The 24,482-nt window shown below is 53.5% G+C and carries 26 protein-coding genes and 1 tRNA gene; 9 read left to right on the top strand and 18 right to left on the bottom strand.

The window, feature by feature from the left end:
• Positions 1-32: 32 nt before the first annotated feature.
• The 6 genes from KK078_RS20515 to KK078_RS20490 all read left to right on the top strand — a co-directional run bounded on the left by KK078_RS20515 (position 33) and on the right by KK078_RS20490 (position 6,675).
• Positions 33-875, top strand: coding sequence for a sugar phosphate isomerase/epimerase family protein (locus KK078_RS20515; RefSeq protein WP_254092185.1), 843 nt, complete (start codon positions 33-35; stop codon positions 873-875).
• Positions 876-1,010: 135 nt separating this feature from the next.
• Complete coding sequence (locus tag KK078_RS30685) at positions 1,011-1,883, top strand: helix-turn-helix domain-containing protein (RefSeq protein ID WP_254092184.1); 873 nt, start codon at positions 1,011-1,013, stop codon at positions 1,881-1,883.
• 125 nt (positions 1,884-2,008) lie between these two features.
• The gene (locus tag KK078_RS20505) at positions 2,009-2,656 is read left to right on the top strand and encodes a DUF2652 domain-containing protein (RefSeq protein WP_254092183.1); all 648 of its coding nucleotides are present in this window, start codon (positions 2,009-2,011) and stop codon (positions 2,654-2,656) included.
• Between the two features lie 18 nt (positions 2,657-2,674).
• Entirely contained in the window at positions 2,675-4,021 is a 1,347-nt protein-coding gene (locus KK078_RS20500) for a TolC family protein (protein ID WP_254092182.1), read from the top strand.
• 8 nt (positions 4,022-4,029) lie between these two features.
• On the top strand, positions 4,030-5,079 hold the full coding sequence (locus tag KK078_RS20495; RefSeq protein WP_254092181.1) for an HlyD family secretion protein: 1,050 nt from the start codon (positions 4,030-4,032) through the stop codon (positions 5,077-5,079).
• Positions 5,080-5,085: 6 nt separating this feature from the next.
• Positions 5,086-6,675 (top strand): MFS transporter, encoded by a 1,590-nt coding sequence (locus KK078_RS20490; RefSeq protein WP_254092180.1) that lies wholly within the window; start codon positions 5,086-5,088, stop codon positions 6,673-6,675.
• A gap of 12 nt (positions 6,676-6,687) precedes the next feature.
• On the opposite strand, the gene KK078_RS20485 is transcribed toward KK078_RS20490, so the two are convergent.
• The 8 genes from KK078_RS20485 to KK078_RS20450 form a co-directional block, all read right to left on the bottom strand.
• Complete coding sequence (locus tag KK078_RS20485; protein WP_254092179.1) at positions 6,688-7,401, bottom strand: hypothetical protein; 714 nt, start codon at positions 7,399-7,401, stop codon at positions 6,688-6,690.
• A 228-nt stretch (positions 7,402-7,629) separates the two neighbouring features.
• Positions 7,630-7,700, bottom strand: a tRNA-Cys gene (locus KK078_RS20480).
• Between the two features lie 138 nt (positions 7,701-7,838).
• Positions 7,839-9,845, bottom strand: coding sequence for a 30S ribosomal protein S1 (gene rpsA, locus KK078_RS20475; RefSeq protein ID WP_254092178.1), 2,007 nt, complete (start codon positions 9,843-9,845; stop codon positions 7,839-7,841).
• A gap of 188 nt (positions 9,846-10,033) precedes the next feature.
• Positions 10,034-11,389: a TolC family protein gene (locus tag KK078_RS20470; protein WP_254092177.1), complete on the bottom strand. Its 1,356-nt coding sequence runs from the start codon at positions 11,387-11,389 to the stop codon at positions 10,034-10,036.
• Positions 11,390-11,410: 21 nt separating this feature from the next.
• On the bottom strand, positions 11,411-12,097 hold the full coding sequence (locus KK078_RS20465) for an ABC transporter ATP-binding protein (RefSeq protein WP_254092176.1): 687 nt from the start codon (positions 12,095-12,097) through the stop codon (positions 11,411-11,413).
• A 493-nt stretch (positions 12,098-12,590) separates the two neighbouring features.
• Positions 12,591-13,004, bottom strand: coding sequence for an OmpA family protein (locus tag KK078_RS20460; RefSeq protein ID WP_254092175.1), 414 nt, complete (start codon positions 13,002-13,004; stop codon positions 12,591-12,593).
• Between the two features lie 75 nt (positions 13,005-13,079).
• Positions 13,080-14,657 carry an ATP-dependent DNA ligase gene (locus tag KK078_RS20455; protein ID WP_254092174.1) on the bottom strand — a complete coding sequence of 526 codons (1,578 nt, stop codon included), beginning with the start codon at positions 14,655-14,657 and terminating at the stop codon, positions 13,080-13,082.
• Positions 14,654-15,724 carry a ligase-associated DNA damage response exonuclease gene (locus tag KK078_RS20450; RefSeq protein ID WP_254092173.1) on the bottom strand — a complete coding sequence of 357 codons (1,071 nt, stop codon included), beginning with the start codon at positions 15,722-15,724 and terminating at the stop codon, positions 14,654-14,656. The genes KK078_RS20455 and KK078_RS20450 overlap by 4 nt, the downstream gene beginning before the upstream one ends.
• 252 nt (positions 15,725-15,976) lie before the next feature.
• Between KK078_RS20450 and KK078_RS20445 the strand changes: the two genes are divergently transcribed.
• Entirely contained in the window at positions 15,977-16,765 is a 789-nt protein-coding gene (locus KK078_RS20445; RefSeq protein ID WP_254092172.1) for a porin family protein, read from the top strand.
• A 15-nt stretch (positions 16,766-16,780) separates the two neighbouring features.
• Here KK078_RS20445 and KK078_RS20440 read toward each other — a convergent pair whose 3' ends face one another.
• Complete coding sequence (locus tag KK078_RS20440; RefSeq protein ID WP_254092171.1) at positions 16,781-17,398, bottom strand: nuclear transport factor 2 family protein; 618 nt, start codon at positions 17,396-17,398, stop codon at positions 16,781-16,783.
• A 96-nt stretch (positions 17,399-17,494) separates the two neighbouring features.
• Between KK078_RS20440 and KK078_RS20435 the strand changes: the two genes are divergently transcribed.
• Together KK078_RS20435 and KK078_RS30515 are read left to right on the top strand one after the other, a co-directional pair.
• Entirely contained in the window at positions 17,495-18,646 is a 1,152-nt protein-coding gene (locus KK078_RS20435; protein ID WP_254092170.1) for a tetratricopeptide repeat protein, read from the top strand.
• 152 nt (positions 18,647-18,798) lie between these two features.
• Positions 18,799-18,927, top strand: coding sequence for a hypothetical protein (locus KK078_RS30515; protein WP_262898742.1), 129 nt, complete (start codon positions 18,799-18,801; stop codon positions 18,925-18,927).
• 81 nt (positions 18,928-19,008) lie between these two features.
• Here KK078_RS30515 and KK078_RS20430 read toward each other — a convergent pair whose 3' ends face one another.
• From KK078_RS20430 to KK078_RS20390, 9 genes are all read right to left on the bottom strand, one after another.
• Positions 19,009-19,557 carry a thioredoxin family protein gene (locus tag KK078_RS20430; protein ID WP_254092169.1) on the bottom strand — a complete coding sequence of 183 codons (549 nt, stop codon included), beginning with the start codon at positions 19,555-19,557 and terminating at the stop codon, positions 19,009-19,011.
• 24 nt (positions 19,558-19,581) lie between these two features.
• A complete protein-coding gene (locus KK078_RS20425; RefSeq protein WP_254092168.1) occupies positions 19,582-20,157 on the bottom strand; it encodes a hypothetical protein in 576 nt (191 codons plus the stop codon).
• The gene (locus tag KK078_RS20420) at positions 20,141-20,713 is read right to left on the bottom strand and encodes a YkgJ family cysteine cluster protein (protein WP_254092167.1); all 573 of its coding nucleotides are present in this window, start codon (positions 20,711-20,713) and stop codon (positions 20,141-20,143) included. The genes KK078_RS20425 and KK078_RS20420 overlap by 17 nt, the downstream gene beginning before the upstream one ends.
• Positions 20,714-20,816: 103 nt before the next feature.
• Positions 20,817-21,323: a nuclear transport factor 2 family protein gene (locus KK078_RS30945; RefSeq protein ID WP_254092166.1), complete on the bottom strand. Its 507-nt coding sequence runs from the start codon at positions 21,321-21,323 to the stop codon at positions 20,817-20,819.
• A gap of 34 nt (positions 21,324-21,357) precedes the next feature.
• Positions 21,358-21,843 (bottom strand): VOC family protein, encoded by a 486-nt coding sequence (locus KK078_RS20410; RefSeq protein WP_254092165.1) that lies wholly within the window; start codon positions 21,841-21,843, stop codon positions 21,358-21,360.
• A 27-nt stretch (positions 21,844-21,870) separates the two neighbouring features.
• Complete coding sequence (locus KK078_RS20405; protein WP_254092164.1) at positions 21,871-22,320, bottom strand: GyrI-like domain-containing protein; 450 nt, start codon at positions 22,318-22,320, stop codon at positions 21,871-21,873.
• A 77-nt stretch (positions 22,321-22,397) separates the two neighbouring features.
• Positions 22,398-22,823, bottom strand: coding sequence for an SRPBCC family protein (locus KK078_RS20400; RefSeq protein ID WP_254092163.1), 426 nt, complete (start codon positions 22,821-22,823; stop codon positions 22,398-22,400).
• A gap of 61 nt (positions 22,824-22,884) precedes the next feature.
• Positions 22,885-23,982 carry an alkene reductase gene (locus tag KK078_RS20395; RefSeq protein ID WP_254092162.1) on the bottom strand — a complete coding sequence of 366 codons (1,098 nt, stop codon included), beginning with the start codon at positions 23,980-23,982 and terminating at the stop codon, positions 22,885-22,887.
• A 165-nt stretch (positions 23,983-24,147) separates the two neighbouring features.
• Complete coding sequence (locus KK078_RS20390) at positions 24,148-24,432, bottom strand: ArsR/SmtB family transcription factor (RefSeq protein ID WP_254092161.1); 285 nt, start codon at positions 24,430-24,432, stop codon at positions 24,148-24,150.
• Positions 24,433-24,482 lie beyond the last annotated feature (50 nt).

Below are 24,482 nucleotides of genomic sequence, written 5' to 3'. Positions count from 1 at the left end.
TTATCTTTTATAGCAACGAAACAGTATCCCTTATGATCCAATCCAGAAGCTCCTTTCTAAAGACACTTGGCCTATCGGCCGCCGCTCTCGGCCTGACACCCGCTATGGCCCAGGCCGCCACAGCAACGTCCCTCCCACCGGCCGACGTCACGCTGAAGCTTGGCCTGGCCTCGTATACCTTGCGCAAATTCAACCTGGACGACGTGATCAGGATCTCCAAGCGCCTGGGGCTTACCGGCGTAGCATTGAAAGACATGCACATGCCGCTGAAAAGCCCTATCGAGGACGTTCGGCAGATGGCCGAAAAAGTCAACGCCTCGGGCCTTCGCCTCTACGGCGCCGGTGTCATCTACATGAACACCGAGCAGGAAGTTGACACTACCTTCCGCTACGCTGCCGCCGCGCAGCTCGAAATGATCATCGGCGTACCCAAACATTCCCTGTTGCCGATGGTCAACGAAAAGGTAAAGACGCACAACATCAAGGTGGCCATCCACAATCACGGCCCGGGGGATGAAATGTATTCCAGCCCCGCGGACGTATACGCCAGGATCAAAGACCTCGACAAACGCATCGGCTTCTGCATCGACATCGGCCACGTGGTCCGCATCGGCCAGGATCCCGTCGCCTTCATTGAAAAATATAAAGACCGTCTCTACGACCTCCACATGAAAGACGTCGACAAACGCGCCGCCGACGGCGGGGCCATCGAAATAGGCCGCGGTGTCATTCCCATTCCGGCTGTCATTCAAGCGTTGAAGAAGATCAATTACCAGGGCACCGTGGCCTTTGAATATGAAAAGGATGGCGACGACCCGGTGGCGGGCTTAGCCGAATCCATCGGATATGTAAAAGGAATAATGAAATTATCGTAGGGCTTCGGGGTGGTCTTTCCGCGGAAGACCACCCTTGGAGTAAATACGTGATTTGTCCACCCCAAGCCGTGAAACGTGCGACCTTAATACGGCCTCACCCTGTACCTTTGCATTGCAGTTTACGTTCTAACTACAGTGAATACCAAGATACCTATATGGCAACTCCAAGAGAATATATCGGGTCTCCGGATAGAACGAGTTAGCAACTCTTTTATCTCCTCGCTGTTTGCCGACATCAGCCAGCTTCATCGCAACGACCATTTCATTTGCCTGATGCTGACGACGGGCGGCGCCGAACTACTGGTAGATTTTAAGAAGGTGTCAGTTGCCCGCAAGACCCTTGCATTCCTGTTGCCGGGACAAATCCAGCGCGTGATCAAGTTCAACAAGAACAGCGACGGATGGATACTGTTCCTGGACAATAAGCTGGTGAACGACGACGCCCGGCTGATGATCGAAGATACCTTACTGAAAGACCCCCTGTTACCTTTATCCGCAGCCGACCTGCTTTGGTTTACCCGGTATTTCGAGCTGCTCTTTCAAACCTACCACGATGGCGCCTTCGGAGGTCTTCATAAATCGGCCGTTACTGCGCTCGTGGCACCCAGCATATACAAGATCGCATCGGCATTTCAAGCGAATAGCAATGCCCTGGCGGGCGTGCATCCACAACGCAGCATTGAGCTTGCCAGGAAGTTTAAGCGACTGGTGCAGAAGCACTATCGCGAGTTGAAGAAGCCCGGCGACTATGCCGGCCTCATGAGCTTTTCGACCAGCTATCTGAACGACACCATAAAATCGGTAACGGGTTTTACAACGACTTACTTTATTCAACAGGAAATGTTTCGGGAAGGGCAGCGATTGCTTTGCTACACCGACTTGAGTGTGAAAGAAATCGCGGCACTGCTGGGGTACGACGACCACAAGTACTTCAACCGGCTTTTTACCAAACTAGCCAACCTCTCGCCGGGACGGTTCAGAAAAAATTTCAAATCATACAGCACGTAGTCAGCGACTCCATTCAAACAAGAGTTCGCGTACAAAAAACACCTTCCACCGAAGGACAGGGGAATATTGTTGTCAATTTCCAAAGCATCTATGATTTGCAGGGTAGGATGTAATCGAAAATACATATGATTCAGACAGAACCAAAGACAACCGTACGGCAGGGAATGATCTTTATCCCCGACATCAGCGGCTTCACCAAATTCGTGCACGATACCGATATACATTCGGGTCGCAAAATCGTCGCGGAATTACTATCCGTCATCTTACACTCCAACATCCTGAATTTGAAAGTGTCGGAAATAGAAGGCGATGCTGTACTGTTCTACCGATACGGACCACCGCCAACGCTAAAAGAGCTTGTACGCCAGTATGAGGTGATGCTGATCGCTTTCAAGAGAAAGCTTCGCGACCTGAACAACACACGACAATTGGCTGCGTTGGAGCTCTCCCTGAAGTTGATCGTTCATTTTGGCTCTATTGCAGAATACAAGCTCTATGGATTTAAAAAGCTGTATGGAGAAGCGCTCGTAACGGCGCACAATCTGTTGAAGAACGATATACCGAGCCACAACTACATCCTGGTGACAAAAGACTTTATCGAAAAGATCGAAAGTACCGGAGCCGACGACCTGGTGCTACCCGAATGGGTAGAACGAGACACATCCGAGCACATGGCAAACAGTGACGGACGTTTGCCGTTCACCTACTTCCTGTATGACACGGAGATATTGAATGCGAAGCTGTCGCCCGGATCAGGGAAATCGATTCTGTAATGGAAAATAACATACATCATGAAATCTGGAAGTATTAAAACCACGATAAGGCTGGGGCTCTTTTGTGCACTGGTGTTCGTGTCAGTAGTCGAGATCAACGCACAAATCCCAGACAGTGCTACGCTGTCTTTATCGTTGCAGCAGGCAATACAATATGCCAGGACGTCTAACAAATCCGTCAGTGCCTTGAAGACCGAGGAGGACGTCATGCAGGCTAACCTGGCCGAGGCCAAAGCCGGAGCGCTGCCGCGGGTCCACGCCAACGCTTCCTATCAGCGGTATAGCAACGTACGGTTGTACGACGGCGTACTGGGGAATTCGCACGAAATACCCAAACCGCCAACGGCCAATGCCGGTGCACTGGGTGTGGAAACATCCGTTAACCTGTACGCGGGTGGCCGGCAGCGGTCGGTTGTTACGGACCTTCACTACAGAAGCGAGCTGGCGTCTATCAACACGCGCGAGCAGGAAGCAACGATCGGATTACAGGTAGCGCTTCAATACCTGGAAATGATCAAGCTTCATTTCCAGCAGCTGCTCATAGACGACCAGGTAGCCCGGTCCCGCGAGCGCTCGAAAAACATCGACGCCCTGTATGCCAATGGTAAGGTTACAAAAAGCGACGTACTACGGGCCGACGTGCTGTTATCGATCACACTACTTAGTAAAACCACCGCCGAAAACGACTACCTCATCAGCAATCAGAAACTAAATACACTGCTGAACCTACACGAGCACACCAGAATCATCCCTTCCGATACCATGTCGCTGGGACTGTTGGACAGCGTGGCATTCGCAGGCTTTCTGGAGGATTATTCGGGCACTTACGCGCTGCTGAAGATTCAAAAGAATATCGCCCTGCAGGAAAACCGGGCCCGGCTGGTGAAGTCCTATAATCACCCCACGGTTACTTTGTTTAGCGGCTATGGCCTCAACTACCCCAATACATTGATGTTTCCACCGGTAGCGCAGACAGTCGCTGTGGGGGTTGCGGGCGTGAAAGTGTCGTATGAAATATCATCGCTATACCAGAACAAACATCGGATCAAGTCCGTCCGCCTGCAGGAAACTACCATCAGCCAACAAAAAGCCTGGATCGAAGACAACGTTAAGCAAGAGGCCCGGGCGCTGGCCATAAAATATAATGAGACCATGCATCGGATGCATGTCATTCAAAAATCCATCCAGCAGACCCAAACAAACTACGACATCCAAAACACAAAGTATTTCAACCAGCTCGGTCTGCTCACCGATCTTCTGGAAGCCGATAATCTCTACCAGGAAACCCGATTCAACTATTTGCAGGCAAATATCGCCGCGTTGTCGATATACTATCGCCTACTGTTTATCACCGGTAAAATCTGAACGCAGCCATGAAAACAAAACAACACGTAACATCCAGCCTCATGCATAAGCTTATCAAAGGCATTGCCCTATCGATTGTCGTGATCGCACTGGTCTACTTTGTTCGATACATCCTGTATTTAAGCCACTACGAAGATACTAATGATGCGCAAGTGGAAGCGTTTATCACACCTGTCTCTGCCCGTGCGGGAGGCTTTATTAAAACAGTACTGTTTGACGAGCATCAGCCTGTCGCGCAGGGCGATACACTGGTTGTTCTCGACAACCGGGAATATATCCAAAAGGTACGGGAGGCAGAGGCCATCCTGGACGACACGCGTGCGCAACAGGAAATACTGGACGCCAGCATCACAGCGGCGCAAACCGCTACGCTCGTCAATGGTGACCAGGTGAACGCCGCCAAGGCACGGCTCTGGCAACAAGAGCAGGATGTAACCCGATTCAGGAACCTGTTGGACAAAGGCGCCGTGACCGTGGCCGACTTCGAGCAGGTGCAGACACGATACGACGTATCGAAGAGCGACTACAGCGCGGCCCTCAACAGCCTGAAAACCGGCAACAGCAAAGTGCGGGAATTGCAAGCCCGGTACAACGCGCTGTCGGCAGCGCGCAAGCGTGCCGAGGCATTGCTCGACCTGGCCCGGTTAAACCTCAGCTATACGGTGATCACATCGCCTTACAGTGGATATACGGGACGCAAGACCATCCTCGAGGGGCAACAGGTGCAAGCCGGGCAGCCGCTGGTATCGGTGGTGAACAGTCGCGATAAATGGGTTATCGCAAATTTTAAAGAGACCCAGGTAAGCGGCATGTACGTGGGCCAGCCGGTACAGATCGAGGCAGATGCTATCCCGGGCAGGATGTTTCCCGGAAAGATCGACGCCATCGCTGCGTCGACCGGTTCAAAATTCTCCCTGCTGCCGGCGGACAACTCGACGGGCAACTTTGTGAAGATCATTCAGCGCGTGCCGGTGAAGATCGTATTCAACGAAGGCAACGTAGACGAGCTGAAGGCGGGTATGAACGTGACGATCGTCGTAAAGAAGGCAACTAACTAAGAACAGGTGCAAACCATTCACTTCAAAGAAACGCTCTACGGACACCTCGGTGCTGTGAGGCTGGCGTTGATCTTCATCTTATTTGCTGCCATGGCGCCATTCGCTTCGTTTGCGCTGACCCAGCAGCATGTAATTTCCTTCTATGGCGCGCAGCCCGAAGACATCTCGTTCGCATTGCAGATCGCCTATGCCGGCATCATTGCTACTTTGCCTATACAGTTCCGCCTGGTGCGGTACTTCACTACCCGCAGCTATTTGCTCCACGCATTCATACTCGGCATTCTGGTCAATGTCGGCTGCCTGTGTGTGCACGACCTGGTATTGTTTGCTGTGCTGCGTTTTTTTACAGGCGTTATTACCTGCTCGGTCGCCGGTTGTATGCTGATGGCCATTTTTTCTACACTGCCAGACCACAAAAGAATGGTCGTGGGCATGTCGCTATTTTTCTCACTGGTCCTTACGTGCGGCCTTCTTGTTGGTATCGGAGGGACGTGGGTCGTACTAAGGGCCAACTGGGTATGGGTGTATAACGGGTTGATCGGTTTACAGGTGATCGCCGTTGTGCTTGTTACGCTCATTTTCGATCCGCGGTCCACCACCAGACCGTACCCATTATACCAGGTCGACTGGCTTGGAAGCGTGTTGTTTATAACCGGTGCGTCAGCAACGGCTTTTGTCATGATCTACGGCCCGAAGCGTTACTGGTTTGCCGACGCTTCGATCCTGTATATATCCATTGTTGCCGCGGCAACCTTGTTACTTTTCCTCCTCCGGCAATCGGCGCTCAAAAGACCGCTGATCGATCTGCGCGTATTCCGGTCGGGAAAATTCGCCTTTGCCATACTACTCATGCTTTTGTTCTGGGGGATCAAAGACAGTATAAACCTGATGTATGGCTACGCAGGCTCGGTGCTTGGCTGGAGTCCGGCAGACGTCGTGAACGCAGGCATGTTCAACGTCGCGGGGGTGATCCTGGCAACCATTATCGCTGTGATGGTGATCCTGGCACAAAAGACAAACCTGCCCAAGCTGTTGCTAGCCGGGTTTGCCGTGATGACATTCTATCACGCATGGGTATACGCATACCTCACGCCCGACTTATCATTCCATGCGTTGTGCTTCCCGATATTCCTGCATGGTTTTGCCTGCGGATTATTGTTCGTGCCCATTACGATCTTTTGTATGGCCTCCATTCCCCCGAAAGCCGCGATCACCGGAATCGTGATCTGCGCCTACGCGCGATTCATCGCCACGCTCAATTCCCTGGCAGGATTTTATACGCTCCAATTGAATTATAGCCAACATTTCAAAGAAGGCTTTCTGCCCAAACTGTCAACCGGCAGTGACATATTCTCGCAGCGACAGGAGTTATACAAAAGTCTGCTGACCCTGAAAGGCTATGCCGCGGGGGAAGCCTCGCAAATTTCAACCATGCTCATTGCCAAAACGTCGGCCGTCCAGGGCCAGCTATTAACCCTGCGTGCAATTTTTCTTCTCGCTGCGGTATTTACGACCGCTGCCTTTGTTGTGCTGTTGACGTTTGCTGTTGTTACTAAAATGCGCGATAAGCATAAACCTACGCCGGCGGGGAAATGACCGGCATCAGAATTAGTTTTCGCTGTCAGCCGTGTTGCGGCGAAGACCACCCAGCCGGAGACCGAAACCAAAAGAGAGATGAAACGGTTCGTAGTCATAGACGGTACTCCCTTGGGTCGTGAAGCTGAACCCCGCCTGGAATTGCGTATATATAGGGCTTTTACCAAAATTGACCCGTCCTGTGAATGCCGGCTCAAAAAATATTGCCGGGTCGTTGAAGGCCGCCCGGCGGCCATCGTATATAAATTCTTCGAAGTCGACATAGCTGATCCGCCCCGAAACAATCCAATTAAAAATGCGGTGGTTCGACCCGATGGAAGGCTGAACGAAGAAGCGTTGATATTTTCCGGTAGCCAGTACGTCGGTCGGAACCGTGAACAGATCGCCATAGTTGTCGTAGGCTGTTCCCTCTCCCCTGCCATATCCTCCGAAGATCTCATAACATATCTTGTCGGAGTTTTCGTAGTAGCCGATGGCAGCTTCCCAGAATTTATGTTTGATATAGCTGTCGTCGCTTTCGCTATTGCGGTTTACAAACTCATAGTTCCCCATGACGCCGATGTGATCCGTAACAGACACCGCCGACTGCAGGTCGACGCCATTACCCACGTGGCCGGACACCTGCACTTCTCCCGCGCCGCGGAACAGCGCTGCGTTGCGAACGTTCGGCACGTATACCGGTGCACAAGATGAGAGAATGAATACGATCCAAAGAAGCTTCTTCATAAATGCGCGTAGTTATCCAAAGTTAACCAAAATTAAGGATAACCCCTCGTTTCGTATCTCTGACGGCCACCAACATCGGTGTAACATGTTAAGAAAATGGTACAGCGCTATTGTTCGCATAAAGTATAAATAATTTCTGAACGGTCTACCGCAACTTAACAAGCAAGATCTCCCAGGGGTGGAAAAATAAAAAGCCATCCAATACAGCATTGGATGGCTTTTTATTTGAGGTTCCGAGCGGATTCGAACCGCTGTAGGAGCTTTTGCAGAGCTCAGCCTAGCCACTCGGCCACGGAACCGTGTCATTTTGCGTGTGAGGTGTGGGTATCGCTCTTAACGATCGTGCAAAACTAAAAAAAACGGCTGTGTTTACAACGATCTATAAAATAAAAGGTGATCCCGACGGGTGCCGGAACCACCTTTTTATTACTTATAGCTTACTCAGCTTTACCTTCACCACCTTGCATTTTTTCTTTCAATGCGGCCAGGGCATCGAGGTCGCCCAGGGTCGACTTTTCAGTCTGCTGGTTGATCGACTGGATCGAAGCGCCTTTTGAAGGGGCTTTCTTGTTGCCAGCGCCTTTGCCGCCGGGTGCAGGACGTTCTTCTTCTGCAGACCAGGTTGCTTTGTGCGACAACACGATTCTTCTGTCATCTTTCGAGAACTCGAGCACTTTGAAATCCAGTGACTCGCCCACCTCTGCCTTGGAGTTATCTTCCTTGGCCAGGTTTTTAATGGCTGCAAAGCCTTCGATACCGTACGGTAACTCGAGCACTGCGCCTTTGTCGTTCTTGTTGATGATCGTGCCTTTGTGCACCGAACCGATTGTGAATACGGTTTCGAATGTATCCCAAGGGTTCTCTTCCAGGTGCTTGTGGCTGAGGGCCAGGCGACGGTTTGCGGCGTCGAGCTCGAGCACTTGTACTTCCATGGTCTCTCCTACTTTCACGAACTCAGAAGGATGTTTGATCTTCTTGGTCCAGCTCAGGTCGGATACGTGCACGAGGCCGTCGATACCTTCTTCCAGCTCGATGAACAAGCCGAAGTTGGTCAGGTTGCGCACGATGCCTTTGTGCTTGGTGCCTACGGCGTACTTGGTCAGCACGTCCTGGCGTGTCCAGGGATCTTCGGTGAGTTGCTTGATGCCGAGTGACATCTTGCGCTCTTCGCGGTCGAGGGTCAATACGACTGCTTCAACCTCGTCGCCAACTTTCATGAAGTCTTGCGGGTTGCGCAGGTGTTGTGACCAGCTCATTTCGCTTACGTGGATCAGACCTTCCACGCCGGGCTGCAGCTCGAGGAATGCGCCGTAGTCGGCTACGTTCACGATCTTGCCCTTCACTTTCGAGCCAACCTGGATGTCGGCCGGCAGTGCATCCCACGGGTGCGGCGTCAGCTGCTTCATGCCCAGGGAAATACGCTTCTTGTCTTCGTCGAAGTCCAGCACTACTACTTTCACCGTCTGGTCGAGCTTCAGCACCTCTTCCGGGTGGTTGATGCGACCCCAGCTGATGTCGGTAATATGGAGCAGACCGTCTACACCACCCAGGTCGATGAACACACCGAAGTTTGTCATGTTCTTGATGACACCTTCGAGCACCTGACCTTTTTCGAGGTTGGTGAGGATCGCTGCCTTCTGCTGCTCGAGGTCTTTCTCGATCAGGACTTTGTGCGATACTACTACGTTGTCGTTGGTGTAGTTGATCTTCACAACTTTCACCTCGATGTTCTTGTTTACATAGATATCGAAATCGCGAATAGGCTTCACGTCGATCTGTGAACCGGGCAAGAAGGCCTCGATGCCGAACACGTCGACGATCAGACCACCTTTGGTTCTGCGTTTTACAAAACCTTCGATCACCTGGTCTTTGTCCAGGGCGGTTTGTACATATTCCCAACCCTTCACGAGCTTCGCTTTTCTGCGGCTCAGGACGAGCTGACCCATGGCGTTTTCACGCTCTTCGATGAAGAGGTCAACCACATCACCGATTTTCAGGTTGGTCATTTCCTTGAATTCAGCCAGCGGCACGAGACCGTCTGACTTGAAGCCGATGTTCAGGATCACGTCGCGGTCGTTGATACCCACGACTACACCTTGTACTACTTCACCGCTGTCAACAGACGTTACGGTACCGGAGTACATTTTCTCCATTTCATCGCGCTTCTCTTTCGAATATCCTTCGCCAAAGCCTTTTGAAGCGAATGCTTCGAAGTCGAACTGGCCGGGGATCTGCTTTTCGTATTTTGCTTTCTTCAGTTCAGAAAGCGGGATGGCGTCGGTGCCGATGTCCTCGCGTTGCGCAGAACGGAGGTCTGCCATCGGATCTTCATCGTCGTTGTCGACTTTCGATCCTTTTGCTTTAGAGGTTCCTTTCGAAGCGTCGCTGGAAGCTCCTGCAGGTTTTCTGGGGCGATCACCACCCGGGCGTTGTACTTTTGACATGCGTTTGCCCTGTTTACATGCCTCCGGCGGGCGGGCGGAGGCAACTTTGTTTGTTTATTTCCCTTCCGGCAACCGCCCGAAGAGCCCGCTCGATCGAGCAGGGGTGCAAAGATAGGAAAAGGCTGAATAACAGCAAAATGCCCTCCCGATCATCGGAAGGGCAACGTATTTCAACAAAGAAGGTACTCTCAGGGGATATCCTCGAATTTGAGCGTGCCAACAGCAAAGTCCAACAGGATCTTTTGAAATGTGATCGTGAATTTGGATTGCGCAAAGTCGCCCTGTGCTTTAACATAATTCTGGTTAGCCTGCGTGTACTGAACCAGATCGGTAATGCCCAGATCGTACCGCTCTTTCTCCAGATTATACGACAGCTCGGCTGCATGCAGTTGCACTTCGGCAGCCTGGTAGGCGGCAATGGCATCCTGGAAATTCAGGTAAGCTTTCAGAACATCATTTTTGACAGTATTTTCGACGTTGCTTCGCACCAGCTTGGCGTTGTTATAGGCCACCTTCGTCCGAACCACATTCAACCTGTTGCTTAAATTATTGAAGATGGGAATGTTCAACTGCAGACCATATTGTAGCTGGGTGTTATCGGTAAAGAACTGATCCCGAAAACCGCGTGCAGCCGATCCTTGCAATTTGTTATAGGCCGACCCATAGGAGCCGAAAGCCACGAGATTGGGATAATACGTTGCGCGGGTGGCATGTACAAAATGAAGGGCAGCGTTTTCCGTATACAGTGCGCCCTGATAGTCTGCCCGATTTGCCAGGGCGGTAGCCACCAATTGGTCCAGGTTTTGGTCCAGCGACGCAGCAAAGTTTGCGTCCCACTGAGGATCTTCGAGCGAATAATCCGCCGCAGCGTCTACCAGCATGGTCTGCGAAAGCAAGGCCTTGTCGTTACGCAGCGTCACGCGGGCACGTAGGAACATAAGCTCCGCACCCTTTACCAACGCGTCTTGAGTGATGCCATCCACCTCGGCCTTGGCACCAAGCTCTACCTGTCCTTTGATCTGTTCCAACTGGGCCTTGAGTAATTCGATGTTACGCTCGGCAATCTTCAGCAACTCCTGATCGAGCAATACTTGCAGATATTGTGACGATACATCGCTGATTACCTGTTGCTCGGTGCGTTTGACAACACTCGTCTGCGCACGGAGCAGATCGTTAGACTGTCGGATCGTGTTGATCCGGTTAAACCCATTGAAGAGCATCAGGTTGGCATCAACACTTCCATAAACGTTATCGCGTACGCCGTTTTCAACTTTACCTTCGTTTTGGTTGAACGAATTACCGTCTATGCGCAGGGCCGTAAAAGTACTGCTCACCGAGGGTGCCAGTCGGGCAACATTGTTGGCTCTGACAGATTGACTCAACTCAAGATTATTCTTTTCCTGGTTCAGGAGATAGTTATTCTTGATAGCAATCTGCACCGCCTCCTTATATGACAACGTGGTAGGCACTGGCGTGGACGCTTCCTGAGCCCGGGCTGCTATAACCAGGCAGCTTAACCAACATATTGCAACGATCCTCTTCATGTCTTGTTTAGTTCTTAAGCCTTATGCTCCTACCATCACCTGCTCATCCGACACGATAGTGCCGTCGGCTACTTTCACGATGCGTTTGCCGTAACGTGCGTTTTCTTCCGAGTGTGTTACCTGGATGATGGTGATGCCTTCTTCATTGAGTTTCTGGAATATCTCCATGATCTGCTTGCCCTGGTCGGAGTGCAGGTTGCCGGTCGGCTCGTCGGCGAGCAGCAACTTGGGCTGGCCCACAATGGCCCGCGCGATGCCCACCAGCTGTTGTTGGCCGCCGCTGAGCTGCTCGGGGAACAGGTCTTTCTTGGCCACCATGTTGAACCGGTCCAGCATTTCGGCCACCATGCTTTTGCGCTGGCTGCCGCTGACGCCTTTGTACAACAGCGGCGTCTCGATGTTTTCGTACACGGTCAGCTCGTCGATGAGGTGGTAGGCCTGAAAGATAAAGCCGATATAGTTTTTGTGCATGTCGGACTTTTGTTTCTCCTTCATGCGGTGCACGGGCTCGTCAAAGAAAAAGTATTCGCCGGCCGAGGGCTCATCGAGCATGCCGATGATGTTCATCAGCGTCGACTTACCGGCGCCGCTGGGGCCCATGAGGGTCAGGAATTCTCCTTGCTGTACATCCAGGTTAACACTTTTCAGAATGAAGGTGCGCTGGAAACGTGAGTCCACGTACTTGTCGATGTCGCGTAGTTTGATCATAGTGTTGAATAATAGGTCAGAACATGTTAGAAGCGGGATGATTCCACGACTCCCTGGGCGCTATGACCGGTAGCAGGTCTTTGCCAACAATGGTGCCAATGGACTTTTTAGCGGAAGATGCACAAAAAAGGGATGTTTTCAGCATAAAGTGCGTCCGCTTGTGCAAAATGGTGTCCTAAATCGGACGGTCGATATGAACACCTGGCCGGGGGAATGGTGAGGAGACCGTGGGGCCTGATTGGGAGGGAGTATGTATGCCTTTAGTACGGCTTTGATAGGGGTATGATACGGGTATGATACGGGTAATCTAGGGCTTTGATACGGGTATGATACGGGTACGCTCCCTCCTGGCCTGATGTGGCGCCGGCTTGTCCGAGCCGTGGCCGGGTGTTTTCTCAGTCCTTTAGGACTATGTCATCACTGGCTTACGTCTGTGTGAATACAGGCTTAACTCTATTGTTAACCCTGCCTTTGGCCCCCTTGCAGGCCGATCCTAATAAACAATCGGATATAGGATCACATCCACGCGCCGGTTCAGCTGCATGCCGTTAAACGTTTTGTTGCTATAGACCGGGTTGTCCAGGCCCCAGTTCTTGATATTGATCCTGTACGAGGGGATGTTCTTTTGGATCAGCAACTGCAGCACGGCCTCTCCCCGCATTTCCGAAAGCCATTCGTTGAACGCCCGGCCGCCGATGGGGTCGGTGTGGCTGATCAGCTGCAGCTGATATTTTTCAAGCAGGTCGGGAATGGAGTCGAGCCATTGGTACAGGGCGTCGGCCTGGAACTCGTCGATCTCGTAGCTGCCGCCGCCGAAATAGATACTCCGCCGCAGCTCTTCGCGTGCCTGCTGGGCAAGGGCCGGCAGCGGCAGCAGGAACAGTAGGGTGAAGAGCAGGCGGGCCATGGTTTTATAACGTTGATGAGTCCTAATTTAATCCTTGTGGCCACCGAAATACAGTGTGATCGGTGTGAACGGCAATTAACGCTCGTCCAGCAGCAAGCGGAGGTTGTCGAGGGTGTCGGCCTCCGCGGCCGGCTTGTCCTGCCGCCACCGGCGGATGCGTGGAAACCGTAGCGCGATGCCCGATTTATGCCGCGTGGATCTGGCGATGCCTTCGAAGGCTATCTCGAATACCAGCTCGGGCTTGACACTTCGCACGGGGCCAAAACGTTCGAGGGTGTTTTGTTTGATCCAACGGTCTACCGCGCGGATCTCGTCGTCGGTCAGGCCACTATAGGCTTTTGTGAAGGGCACCAGCTGGCCCTGGTCCCACACGGCAAATGTATAGTCGGTGTAGAGGTTGGCTCGGCGGCCGGCGCCGTGCATGGCGTAGATCATCACGGCGTCTACGGTCAACGGGTCGATCTTCCACTTCCACCAGTCGCCGCGGCGGCGGCCCGTGCGGTAAGGCGACGTCTTGCGTTTGAGCATGATGCCTTCGCTTACCAGCTCGCGTGCCCGCCGGCGCTCGGCGGCCAGGGCTTCCCAGGTGTCGAACGTTACCAGCGCTGAAAGGCGTAGCACGGGGTTGGGTTGCGCGCAGATCGTTTCGAGGATGGTGCGACGATCGTGCATCGGCCGCTCGCGCAGGTCCGTTTCCTCCCACTCCAGCACATCGTACGCGACAAAGGCCACGGGCACTTCGCGCAGCAGTTTAGTGCTCAGCGTCTTCCGGCCGATGCGCGTTTGCAGGTGGTTGAACGACAGCGGGCGGTCATCGAGAAAGGGTAAGATCTCGCCGTCGAGCACCGTACCGTCGGGCAGCAGGTCGAGCATGACGGCGTACTCGGGGTACTTGTCCGTTACCAGCTCTTCGCCACGCGACCAAACAAAAAGTTGGCGGTCGCGCACGATGATCTGTCCGCGAATGCCGTCCCATTTGTGCTCGGCATACCACTCCTCCGGTGTCCCGAGCGTGGCTACGTCTTCTTCCAACGCATAGGCTAAGTAAAAGGGATACGGACGCGAGATGTCGTGCTGTTCTTCTTCCAGCAACTGGCTGAAGCTGGTCTGATCGGGCGACCAGTTGCCCATGAGCTTGTGCGCCAATATGGTATCGCGCGTGCCGGTATGTTTGGCCAGCGCTTTTACCATGAGCTGCTGGGATACGCCCATGCGAAAACCGCCGGTAATAAGCTTGTTGAAGACGAAGCGTTCGGTATGATCGAGGCGGCTCCAGGCAGCCTGGATCTGGATCTGTTTTTCTTCGATCGTGAGCGGCGCCAGCACCCGAATGAACTCGATCCAATACGTCAGCGATTCGTCGGAGGCCGTCTGCGGGGGTGGCAGCAGCAGGGTGATCGTTTCGGCCAGGTCGCCTACTACGTGGTAGGACTCTTCAAACAACCACAGAGGTAAGCCTGCCTGCGCGGAGGCCCACGTCGCCAGCAACGTGGTGTTTACGGTGCGCTTCGGGCGGCGGTGTGAGAGCAAGGCAATGGCCCAGAGCTTGTCCGTGTCGGGAGCCTGACGGAAGTATTCCACGAGGGCGTCGATCTTGCCCAGTGTTTTTGTGGTTTGGTCCAGCGCGGTGAACAGGTTGGCAAAGTTTTTCATGCGGTGGTCCCTCCCGGCGTAGTGTTCTCCTGCTCTTCGACCGGATCGGGATGGGTCTTCTCCTCTCCTTCTACTATCTCGCTCAGCTCGCCTTCGTATCGGGTCTGCACGGCATGTGCCTCCAGCCCCTGCTCGCGCAGCCATTGGGTATAGATCTCGGTATAGCCGTGGGTGACATATACCCGCTCGGCACCCGTCTCGCGCACCGCAGTGTTTAAGCTGTCCCAGTCCACGTGGTCGGACAACGCAAAGCCACGATCTGCCCCGCGCCGGCGACGCGCACCGCGCAGGCTCATCCAACCGGAAGCAATGCCCAGCGAGTACGGCAGGAACCGGCGGATCCACGGTGAGCCTACTGCCGACGGCGGACAGATCACCAGCGCGCCTTCGAAGTCCTGTTTTCTGTGTTGCGAGGTGACGCGGTGCGTAGCCGGCAGTGCCATGCCCTGGGCGCGGAATATTTCGAGTATGTTGTCGACGGCGCCGTGAAGGAATACATTTCCGATCGTCGTATCGATGTTCCGGAGAATGCGCTGACTCTTGCCCAGCGTATAGCCGGCAATGACGGATACTTTACCCTCGGCCCGGTTTTGCCGCCACCACGCGTTGATATCCTCCATAATGGCCTGCTGCGGTTTCCACCGATACACGGGCAGCCCAAACGTTGACTCGGTAATGAACGTATGACACCGCACCAGTTCGAAAGGCTCGGACACGCCATCGTCTTCGAGCTTGTAGTCGCCGGTAAAGACCCACACCTCGCCCTGATGCTCGACGCGGATCTGTGCCGAGCCGGGAATGTGGCCGGCCGGATGAAATGTAAACTGTACGCCGTTGATCAGCAGGGATTCTCCATAACGCACCGTCTGCAGGTTGTTTTCCAGGCGCAGGCGGTAGCGTATCACCGGCGCAGCGGCCTCGGTGCACAGATAGTGCGCATGCCCCCATCGGGCGTGGTCGGCATGGCCGTGGGTGATCAGCGCCCGGTCCACCGGCTTCCAGGGGTCGAGGTAGACGCCGGCGGGTGGGCAGTAGATCCCGCGGTCCGTGAATTCCAGTAGCGGCATGAAGATGTTCTTTTGGGGAAATCTACTTAAAAAGCCATACCCGCTTAGAAGGTAGTGTGGGTGTGAGCGTGAGAGCGAATAAAACAATACCGTCAAATAATAATCATATTATTGCTAAAACATGTAGCCTGAATATAGTATACTGCACTTGTTATTAAACCTACCATGCTACGCGTTTCTACTCTTGTTGGCCTGTTCGTTATCGGGACAAGCGTTTCTGCCCTTGCCCAACATGTTTTTGTACAACCTAAAATGGGGGTGACATTGTCGACCATTACAAATCATGCGGGTGTCTTTGATAACCCGGTTTTAGAACCCATTCACTGGCCTTCCTGGGTAGCACCGGGCACTTTGCCACCCGACGGTTTGCCTGACGACGTAGCTCACCGGGAAGTGCCCGGACAGCGCACAGAGGTCAAAACAGGTTTTACGATCGGCGTGGCTGTCAACATTGCGTTTTCGGAACGTTTCTCTTTACAGCCGGAGCTTAGCTATATCCGAAAGGGAGCACAAACCCGCTACTCCGTCAGTGCCATGACAACCGTGGTCGGATCGGGCGTCGAGCGGGGTTCCCGATCATGGGGCGACGGTAAAGTGACGCTAGAGTACCTGGAGCTGCCGGTTCTGGCACGGTACAACTTCCCTTCCAAGAGTACGATAGCGACATTCTTTGTCGTGGCGGGGCCCGTGGTCAGCATGGGCATTGGCGGCCAGGTGCGTTCTGATGCAGGTTATGTTAGCTATACCCGGAACAACAATACCGACCTATCCAATGGCTCCGGTCAAAGTTACAGCGAAGCGAGTTTTGCACGTCGCGGCTCGGTGAAGTTCGAAGATGCCACGTTTTCCAACAATGGACGCGACCTGTATGTCAATAGCCGATACGACGTCGGCGCACAGATCGGCGGCGGCGTGGCACTTATTCAGCATCTTGTCATCGACGTGCGGTATAGCCGTGGTTTTATCAGCGTGTACGATCGCTACTCCAACGCGCGTAATCAGACGCTGCAGGTATCCCTGGGTGTGCCGCTGATCTTTTAGATACTGACGCCGGCTTTACCAGCCTATGCGACCGCCGTTCCAACGCCTGTAACCAAACGATCCGGGCGACGGCAGGCTTTCCGCCGGCGTCGAACCAAGGTCGTAGGATCTTTTTATACCGTAGTCAATGTGACCCCGGATGTGCTTGCGCTCGATCTCTTTGGGAATGTTACAGCCGGTCTTGCGCCGGGTGTCAGCCAGGTGAAAGATCTTCCAGGCCCCTTGCTTGTCGCGAAACAGCTGGAATGCATCTACGCCGCAGTGGCTAAAGGTATCACCGACATAAAAGGCGTAATCACACCAGGCCTGGGCAAAATCGCCGTCTATCTGGACCTTCACGTTCCAGATCTCTTCGTACCATATTTGCGGATGCGGGGTGCCTACCGCTTTCAGGAATTCATCGAGGGACGACTCGCGGCGGAGTGTGGGAGCATCGGTCTTATCGCGGTAGACGGTCGCCATCGTTACCGTGGGTGTAAAGGCGGCATGCACCATGGCGCTGTCGCCTTTTTCCATACCGGTGAACAGCTGTGTAACGACACGCCGGATGGCCGCCTCGTCGGCGGATTGGCTCCGGGCCACGCCCGCGGAGGCTAATAACAGGCAGATCAGGAAGATTATGCGGCAATTCATCATCTTGGGTTTTATGTATACGGCCGAAGATCGTGAAAATGACGCTTATAACCACTCCCAAATATTTATTACTTTTAACGCCGTATTTTACTGCCTATGCTCCACAAGATATTGCTGGCCTTTGTTGCCGTTACCTGTATGTTTTTGTCTGCTCCTGTGTTCGCCGCAGGCCCCGACAGCCTCCAGGCCATTTTAGATACCGTACCCCGCAACGAGGTTAAAGTAAAAACGCTGAATGAGCTGTTCCGCGCGCACGTGCAAAACAACCCCGTGAAGGCTGTGGGTTTTGCCCGCGAGGCCCTGAACCTGGCCACGGAGATCAACGACCGCAAGGGCCTGGCAGCGGCCTATAACAACCTGGGCGTGGCCTACAAAACCCAGGGTGCCCTGGACAAGGCCCTGGAGTATTACCTTACCTCGCTGCACCTCTACGAGGCCCTGCAGAATAAAGAGGGCATTGCCACCACGCGCAACAACATCGCCACGATCTACTCGATGAAAAAGGATTACGGCCAGGCCATGAAGTACCTGCAGGAGTCCTACAAACTTTTTATCGAGCTCAAAGACGAAGACAAGATCATCGGCTCCATGAACAACCTGGGCAACCTGCACAGCGAGATCCAGCTTTATGAAAAAGCGATGGACTATTTCTCGCAGGCGTACCAGCTCAGTGAAAAGAAAGGTCAGGCATACGCCGACCCGCTCACCAATATCGGCAACCTCTATTTCCGCCAGAACAACTACCAACGGGCGGTGGAGAATTATGAGAAGGCGCTTCAGATCGAACGCAAGAACAACAATATGCTGGGCGCGCTGAACATTCTCATCAACCTGGGGATCACCTATACCAAAGCCAAACAACCCAAGCCTGCGCAAGTGTACCTGGACGAGGCCGCGAGGCTTTGCGAAGAGCTGCAAGCTTTCTCGTACCTACCGTCGATTTACAAGAACACCTCTGAAAACTACAGCAACCAGGGCAAATGGAAGGAAGCATACGATGCGTATGTGAAGTATGATGAAGCCCGCGAGAAGATCTACGGTGAAGAGAGCAGCCGCAAGATCGCGCAGATGGAAATGTTGATAGACTTTCAGGAGAAAGAAAAAGAGCTCGACCTGCTGAAGTCGCAGGATGAGATCACCCGCCTGGAGCTGCGCAGCACGCAATTAGTCGTCGTGCTGATCATTTTAGGTGTTCTGACGGTACTGGGTGGGTTGAACCTATTTTTACGAAAGAAGATGTTGAAATAAGTACGGCGCAACCGTTGCGAAGGAAACGATTGCATGCGGCAGGTAACAAGGAAGTACCAAAACAGCGAAATTTTACAGTTTTTTTAATGATAAATCCTTTTACGGTTTACATGCATGCCATACCTTTGCTTGCGTAAACAACTACTACAACCATGTTTCAACAGTTTATTGGAGACGGAGCAAACATTTTCATCGCTATTGTAGCCGTGCTGGTAGGCTTTGCCACGGCGCTGGGCTACGTCGATTTCCTGAAAACCAAAAAGGAAGAGAAGAAAGACTGATCGCACATCAATCGCTATAAAGAAAAAGCCTTGATGCCATCGCACCAAGGCTTTTTTATTTAGCCTTTGTTCGTTGTCTTTTTAATATGGCGACTGGTAGCTTTTCTGCCAGTCATTCCATTTCATCGTTTTAAAATGACCTTCGCCTATGAATTGGGCAATCATGTGAAATTCAGGGGCTTTGCGATAGCCTGCCACGGGCTGGATCATGTTAAAATCCTCGTCGAGGAATACCACCGTAGGGTAGCTGAGCTGGTTGTTCAGCATGGCCGCCGCCAGTTCGTGATAGCCGCTGCGGCCACTGGTCACATACTTGTAGGTATTGCCTTTAAAGACGACATCCTCCTTCTGTTCGCCGTTAAATTTTACAGGGTAGAATTTTTCATTCAGTAGCTGGGCTACCGTGGGGTCGCTAAAGGTCTCGCGGTCCATCACCTTACACCATCCGCACCAATCGGTATAGACGTCGATAAAGATGGGGCGTTTTTCCTTCTCTGCTTTTTTCATCGCTTCTTCCAGCGTCAGCCATTGCACTCCGCTTTCGGCCGGTTGGGGGCGATCGATCAGGGTCATAGCCGTCACTGCCAGTACACCGGCGAGGGCCATGGCTGAAAATAGTAGTCGTTTCATAACGTTTGAGTCTGGTATGGAAAATCAGCGTACCCGGCGCGGGGCACCCTTCAGGTTAAAATAATCGCGGTTCAGGTTGAATACCAACGAGAAACGGTTGCGGTAGAGGGAGGTGATCTCGTCGTTGGACAGGGGGATCTGGTAGCCGTAGAACAGGTCGGCAAAGCCCAGGATGGTCAACCCGATCTTTGGTGTCGCCACCAGGGAGCGGCGGTTGCTGCCTTCGGCATCGTAGTTGTGATCGATGAAATACGTCAGGTCCACCGCCGTGCCGATGATGCCCGCGGTAAACTCATAGCCCAGCTTGGGGCCGAGCAGCAGGTTCTTATCGTCCACGAAGACATCGACGGTGCAATACGCTCCTTTGGAAAACAGTGTGAGGGGGTGCTTGTAGATGCTCTGCCACTGCAGGCCGGCTTCGAAAAAAGCCCGGTCCTGGGCACCGACGCCGATCTTAGGCACAATGCGTGAGCGCGTCCAGTAGCGGTCGAACGGCCTGGTACGGGCCGAGTCTCCCTGCGCATGGGCGCCGGCCGCCGTCATGACAAGCAATACGGCTCCTAAAAATCCTACGGCCAATGCTTTATTCCCTGTACGCATAGTAATGCAATATAACCTCAATTGCCCTCTTTATGGCTTCGTTTATCGGGAAAAATTCGCGTGTCAACTCGAAATCAATACCGTGTAACTGCATGTAGTATTGGTTCATGACCGGCAGGCCTCCCTCCTCGCCTACCCGTTGCTGTGCCGCCTCGTATGGCACGGCCTGTTCTGTTTTAATAACCTGACAGGTGACGAGCTCTTTTCGTCCGTACTTGTTGGTCCGGGCCGAGTAGCCAAACAGCCTGCAGATAAGTCCGCGATGTTTGTATTCCGAGCACAGCCCGGCCCCCGCCTGTGTGGGATTCAGGACCACGCAGAGCGACGTATCGCGGTCGCGTAGTTTATCATACCAATCATGTGCCAGGTTTTGCTGGTAGAGATAGTGAGCAAAGGGCAGGAATTCCAGGGGTGTGGCCTCGATGTCGGCCTTATAACAGCACTTGCCGCATCCCCAGGCACAATGCAGTCCCGACCAGGCCTGAAAGGCAGCGATTTCCTGGTCCAGCTTTTCAAACACACCCTCTACAGCAGCAATTTTTTCCTCTAAGCTCACAGCACAAAGGTACAGCTTATCGGCAAACCAATTTATGTATGCTGCCGGGGTAACAAGTTTTTAACACGATGTGGGGAAAGAATGGTGCTTTTCCGTGGGGGCTTCAGCGTTTGCCGGCCAGGAAGGCGTCCAGTCCGCGCCGGGCCGTCTGGCGGACTTTGTTACGCAGCATCGGGCTCCACCCCAGTAACCACCCGGCAGTGCCCAGGGCCTGGCGCGACCATCGCCAAAAGCCAAAGCGGTCTGTATGCCGGTAGATCCTGCCGTCGCGGAATTCAAATGTAGCGTGCACGATGTTGTGCACGGGACGTCCGGTTTTGGAAAAGGTATAGCGTGCCTCCCAGGTGCAGCTGCCCCGGTCACCGGAAGCTTGCAGGGTGTGAGCTTCTACCGCCAGGTCGCGCGAGGATGTCAACAACATCTGCCACATGGCCTTTACCTCCGTGGCGTCGAGCTGTTGAAAAACGGGATCGTAGAAGGTCGCCTGCGGGTGGTACAGCGCCTGCATGGCGGCATAGTCCTTCCGGTGGAAGGCGGCATAAAAGTCGCGGATGATGGCTTCGTGCATGGTGATCGGTGAAAGCGGAAAGCTAACGGCTATTACCGACATGTCCAAGCACGCGGGTATCACTTACCGGTCGGCCCTATTGGCCGGCAGGTTGTGTATACTTCACCAGGTCTATACCAACGCCGTTGGGATCGACGATCGCAAAGTGCCGGTCGCCCCAGGGCTCATCGCGCAGCGCAATGGCAATGGGAATACCCAACGCTTTTATGCGTTTATACTCGGCGTCGACATCTGTCACCTCGATCGTAAGGAAGATACCTTTCCCGCCAAAGGCCGGCTGAAAAAGGGGTTGTTGCGAGGCGTGGTCGGGTAACATAAACGCCACTTCTGCCTGGCGGCCGGGCGTGTGCAGCAGCAGGTAAAACTCGTTCTCGAACGTAACGCCAAAATTCAACACGCGGGTATAAAACTCGCGCGACTCCTTTAGTTTCGGGGTGATGATGCCGGCATTCAATTTCATGGGGTGCACGTTTTCAGGTTGTGTCTGGGCGGAGGCGGTAAACGCCACCAGCATGCTGGTGATGCCGATGACGATACCGAGGAGGATAATGAGCTTTTTCATAATCATAGGTACAGTAGATGCATACGGTCAGGCTATGCCGATCTGGATCTCCGAGGTATTGGCTTCCGGATGGACCATGTCGACGTTAATGTAGATCTCGCGATTGACCGCCAGCGGCGACAGTCTGTGCTCTGCAATGTAGTGCATCATCTTGCCATAGCTTTCGGGCATCCGCTCCCACGGGCCTTCGTGCACGCAGGATACGCAGCGGAAGGAACCGGTGCGCTTGTATTGAAACTGGCCGTCATACTCCTGCGGTATTTCCCGCACCGGCAAGGCTATCTCCAGCATAAACGGCTTTGCGACGTCGGTAAAACCGATGTAATGCCAGTGTACCGGCCCCGCAACGAAGTGGCCACGCGCTACAGCCTCTGCAAAAAGCTGTTGCCCCACGGGCAGGAACTGATGCAGCTCGCCCACCGTGGTTTCCACGCGATGGAACAAGAAATTGATGGGATGTACTTCTTTGATATACATAGGTCTTTTGTTTTGTTGTTACAAAGCAACACTGCGCTACTGACACCCCTGTGTCAAGAGCGCCGGCATGATGAAAATTAATTTTCGGTTTCGAGGATCTGTTTGAGCCGCGGCAGATCATAGGCGGCCAGCAGTTTGCCGGCATACCACGGTGCCATCAGGCTCCACGGGCCGTTGAACGATACCGATACGCGCAGCAGCGTTCGTTCGCCACGCGGTTCGAATTCCATATTATAGGTGGGTTGCAGCCAGGCGTCGCGGCGTGTAACGGCACGCTTGCGGTACGGCGTGTGCTCGGTGACTTCGTATGTAGCGCGGCGCGTGCGGCCGGGCTGCTGACACGTGTAACGGGCTCCGGCGCAGTAGTGATCGATGGCCGTCCACTCGGCGTGGTCTATCCGGTCCTGCCAGGCGGCGTTGTTGTGGATATCGCATACATAATTGAACAAGGCCCGGATCGGCCAGTCAATTTCTATCTGTTGTTCGACGGTCTGCTTCTTCATACACCGTAAGATTTGGTACGAAGAAACAGACCGCCAGTGACAGCCCTATGACAGCAGGATTTCAGGCATTGACAAGTTCCTGATCAAATACGGGGTAGTCTATGAGGCCTTTCGGCCCCGGTGTGTATAATGTACGGGCGTCGACCATGATGTTCAGCGGCAGCCGCTTGCGCACGCGCGGCACCAGGTCGGGGTTGCTGATGAAGGGTTTACCAAAGGCCACCAGGTCGGCAAAACCCGACGCCAGGTCTTCTTCTGCCTGGAAGACGGTATACCCGCCCGCCAGGATCAGCGTGCCTTTAAACTGCTCGCGGATCATGCGCCACACGGGCAGCGGCTCGCCCGCCGGCGCCACGTCCACATTGGCCAGGTGCAGGTAGGCTATGCGCAGGTCGTTCAGGTGCGCGGCCAGGTAGGTGTACGTCTCGTCTACTTCCGCATATGAACGCATGTCGTTTTCCGTGCCGTGCGGCGACAACCGCACACCAACTTTGTCGGCGCCGATGGCGTCACTGATGTCTTGGGTCAACTCTAACAAAAAGCGGCTGCGGTTTTCGATGTTGCCTCCATAGATGTCGGTGCGCTGGTTGGTATGCGGCGACAGAAATTGTTCGGGCAGATAGCCGCCGGCGGCGTGGATCTCCACTCCGTCAAAACCTGCGTCGATCGCGTTCTGTGCGGCCCGCACATATTCGTATTTAATTTGCTGCACTTCGATGGCCGTCATGGCTTGCGGCACCGGGAGGGCCTGTGGCCCTTTCTGGTCGGTCATGATCCGACCGGCCGCACCCACGGTCGACGGCGCCACCACCTTTGCTCCGCGGGGCAGGTTCAGTGCATGCGCAATACGGCCCGTGTGCATCAGCTGCATAAAGATCCTGCCGCCGGCCTCGCGCACACCGTATGTCACTTTTCTCCAGGCGTTTACCTGGTCGTTGGTATAAATGCCGGGCATGCGCGGATACCCCAGGCCATTGGGCGACGGCGACACACCTTCGGTAATGATCAGTCCGGCCGATGCGCGCTGTTTATAGTATGCAGCCATCAGGTCGTTCGGTATATTGTTAATGGCCCGGTGGCGGGCCATGGGGGCCATGGTAAAACGGTTTTCCAGGGAGATGTTTCCAAGTTTGTGGGGGGTAAAGGCTGTTCTGGTCATGCTCGGCAAACGTTTATATGATACATTTAAATATTTCGATGCATTAGGTTCAAAAAAATCCCCGCGAGGGGCTTATAGTGCTGTAGACGCACGCCACGTCGTTTTAGTTCATAGACACATCGAAATATTTCAATATATCTCACCAAAAAAAATCCCACGGGGACTTTACACGAACTTCAGCAGGGTTACGGCGCTGGTGTATTCTTTTAAGACAGCGTCATTCAGTGTGTATTTCTGGTTTCTTCCCTCCTTTTCGGCATCGATCAGACCCGCTTCGATGAGAACTTTGAGGTGGTGGCTTACAGAAGGCTGTGCCAGGGTGCTTTCTTCCTGGATCTCCGAACAAAAACCGCAACCGCCTTTTTTTGCGATGTGCTGCAGGATCCTGAGGCGGTTGGCATCTCCCAACGCCTTGGAAATCTTTTCAATTTGCTTCGTATTCAGCGACATACTTGTTTTGACAGTGCTCCGTCTTATTGACGAATGCAAATGTATTGATT

The organism is Dawidia soli (assembly GCF_018598185.1).
Classification (GTDB): domain Bacteria; phylum Bacteroidota; class Bacteroidia; order Cytophagales; family Cyclobacteriaceae; genus Ohtaekwangia; species Ohtaekwangia soli.
The sequence above is the reverse complement of the archived record's forward strand: the minus strand, read 5'-3'. Positions and strand labels throughout refer to the sequence as shown.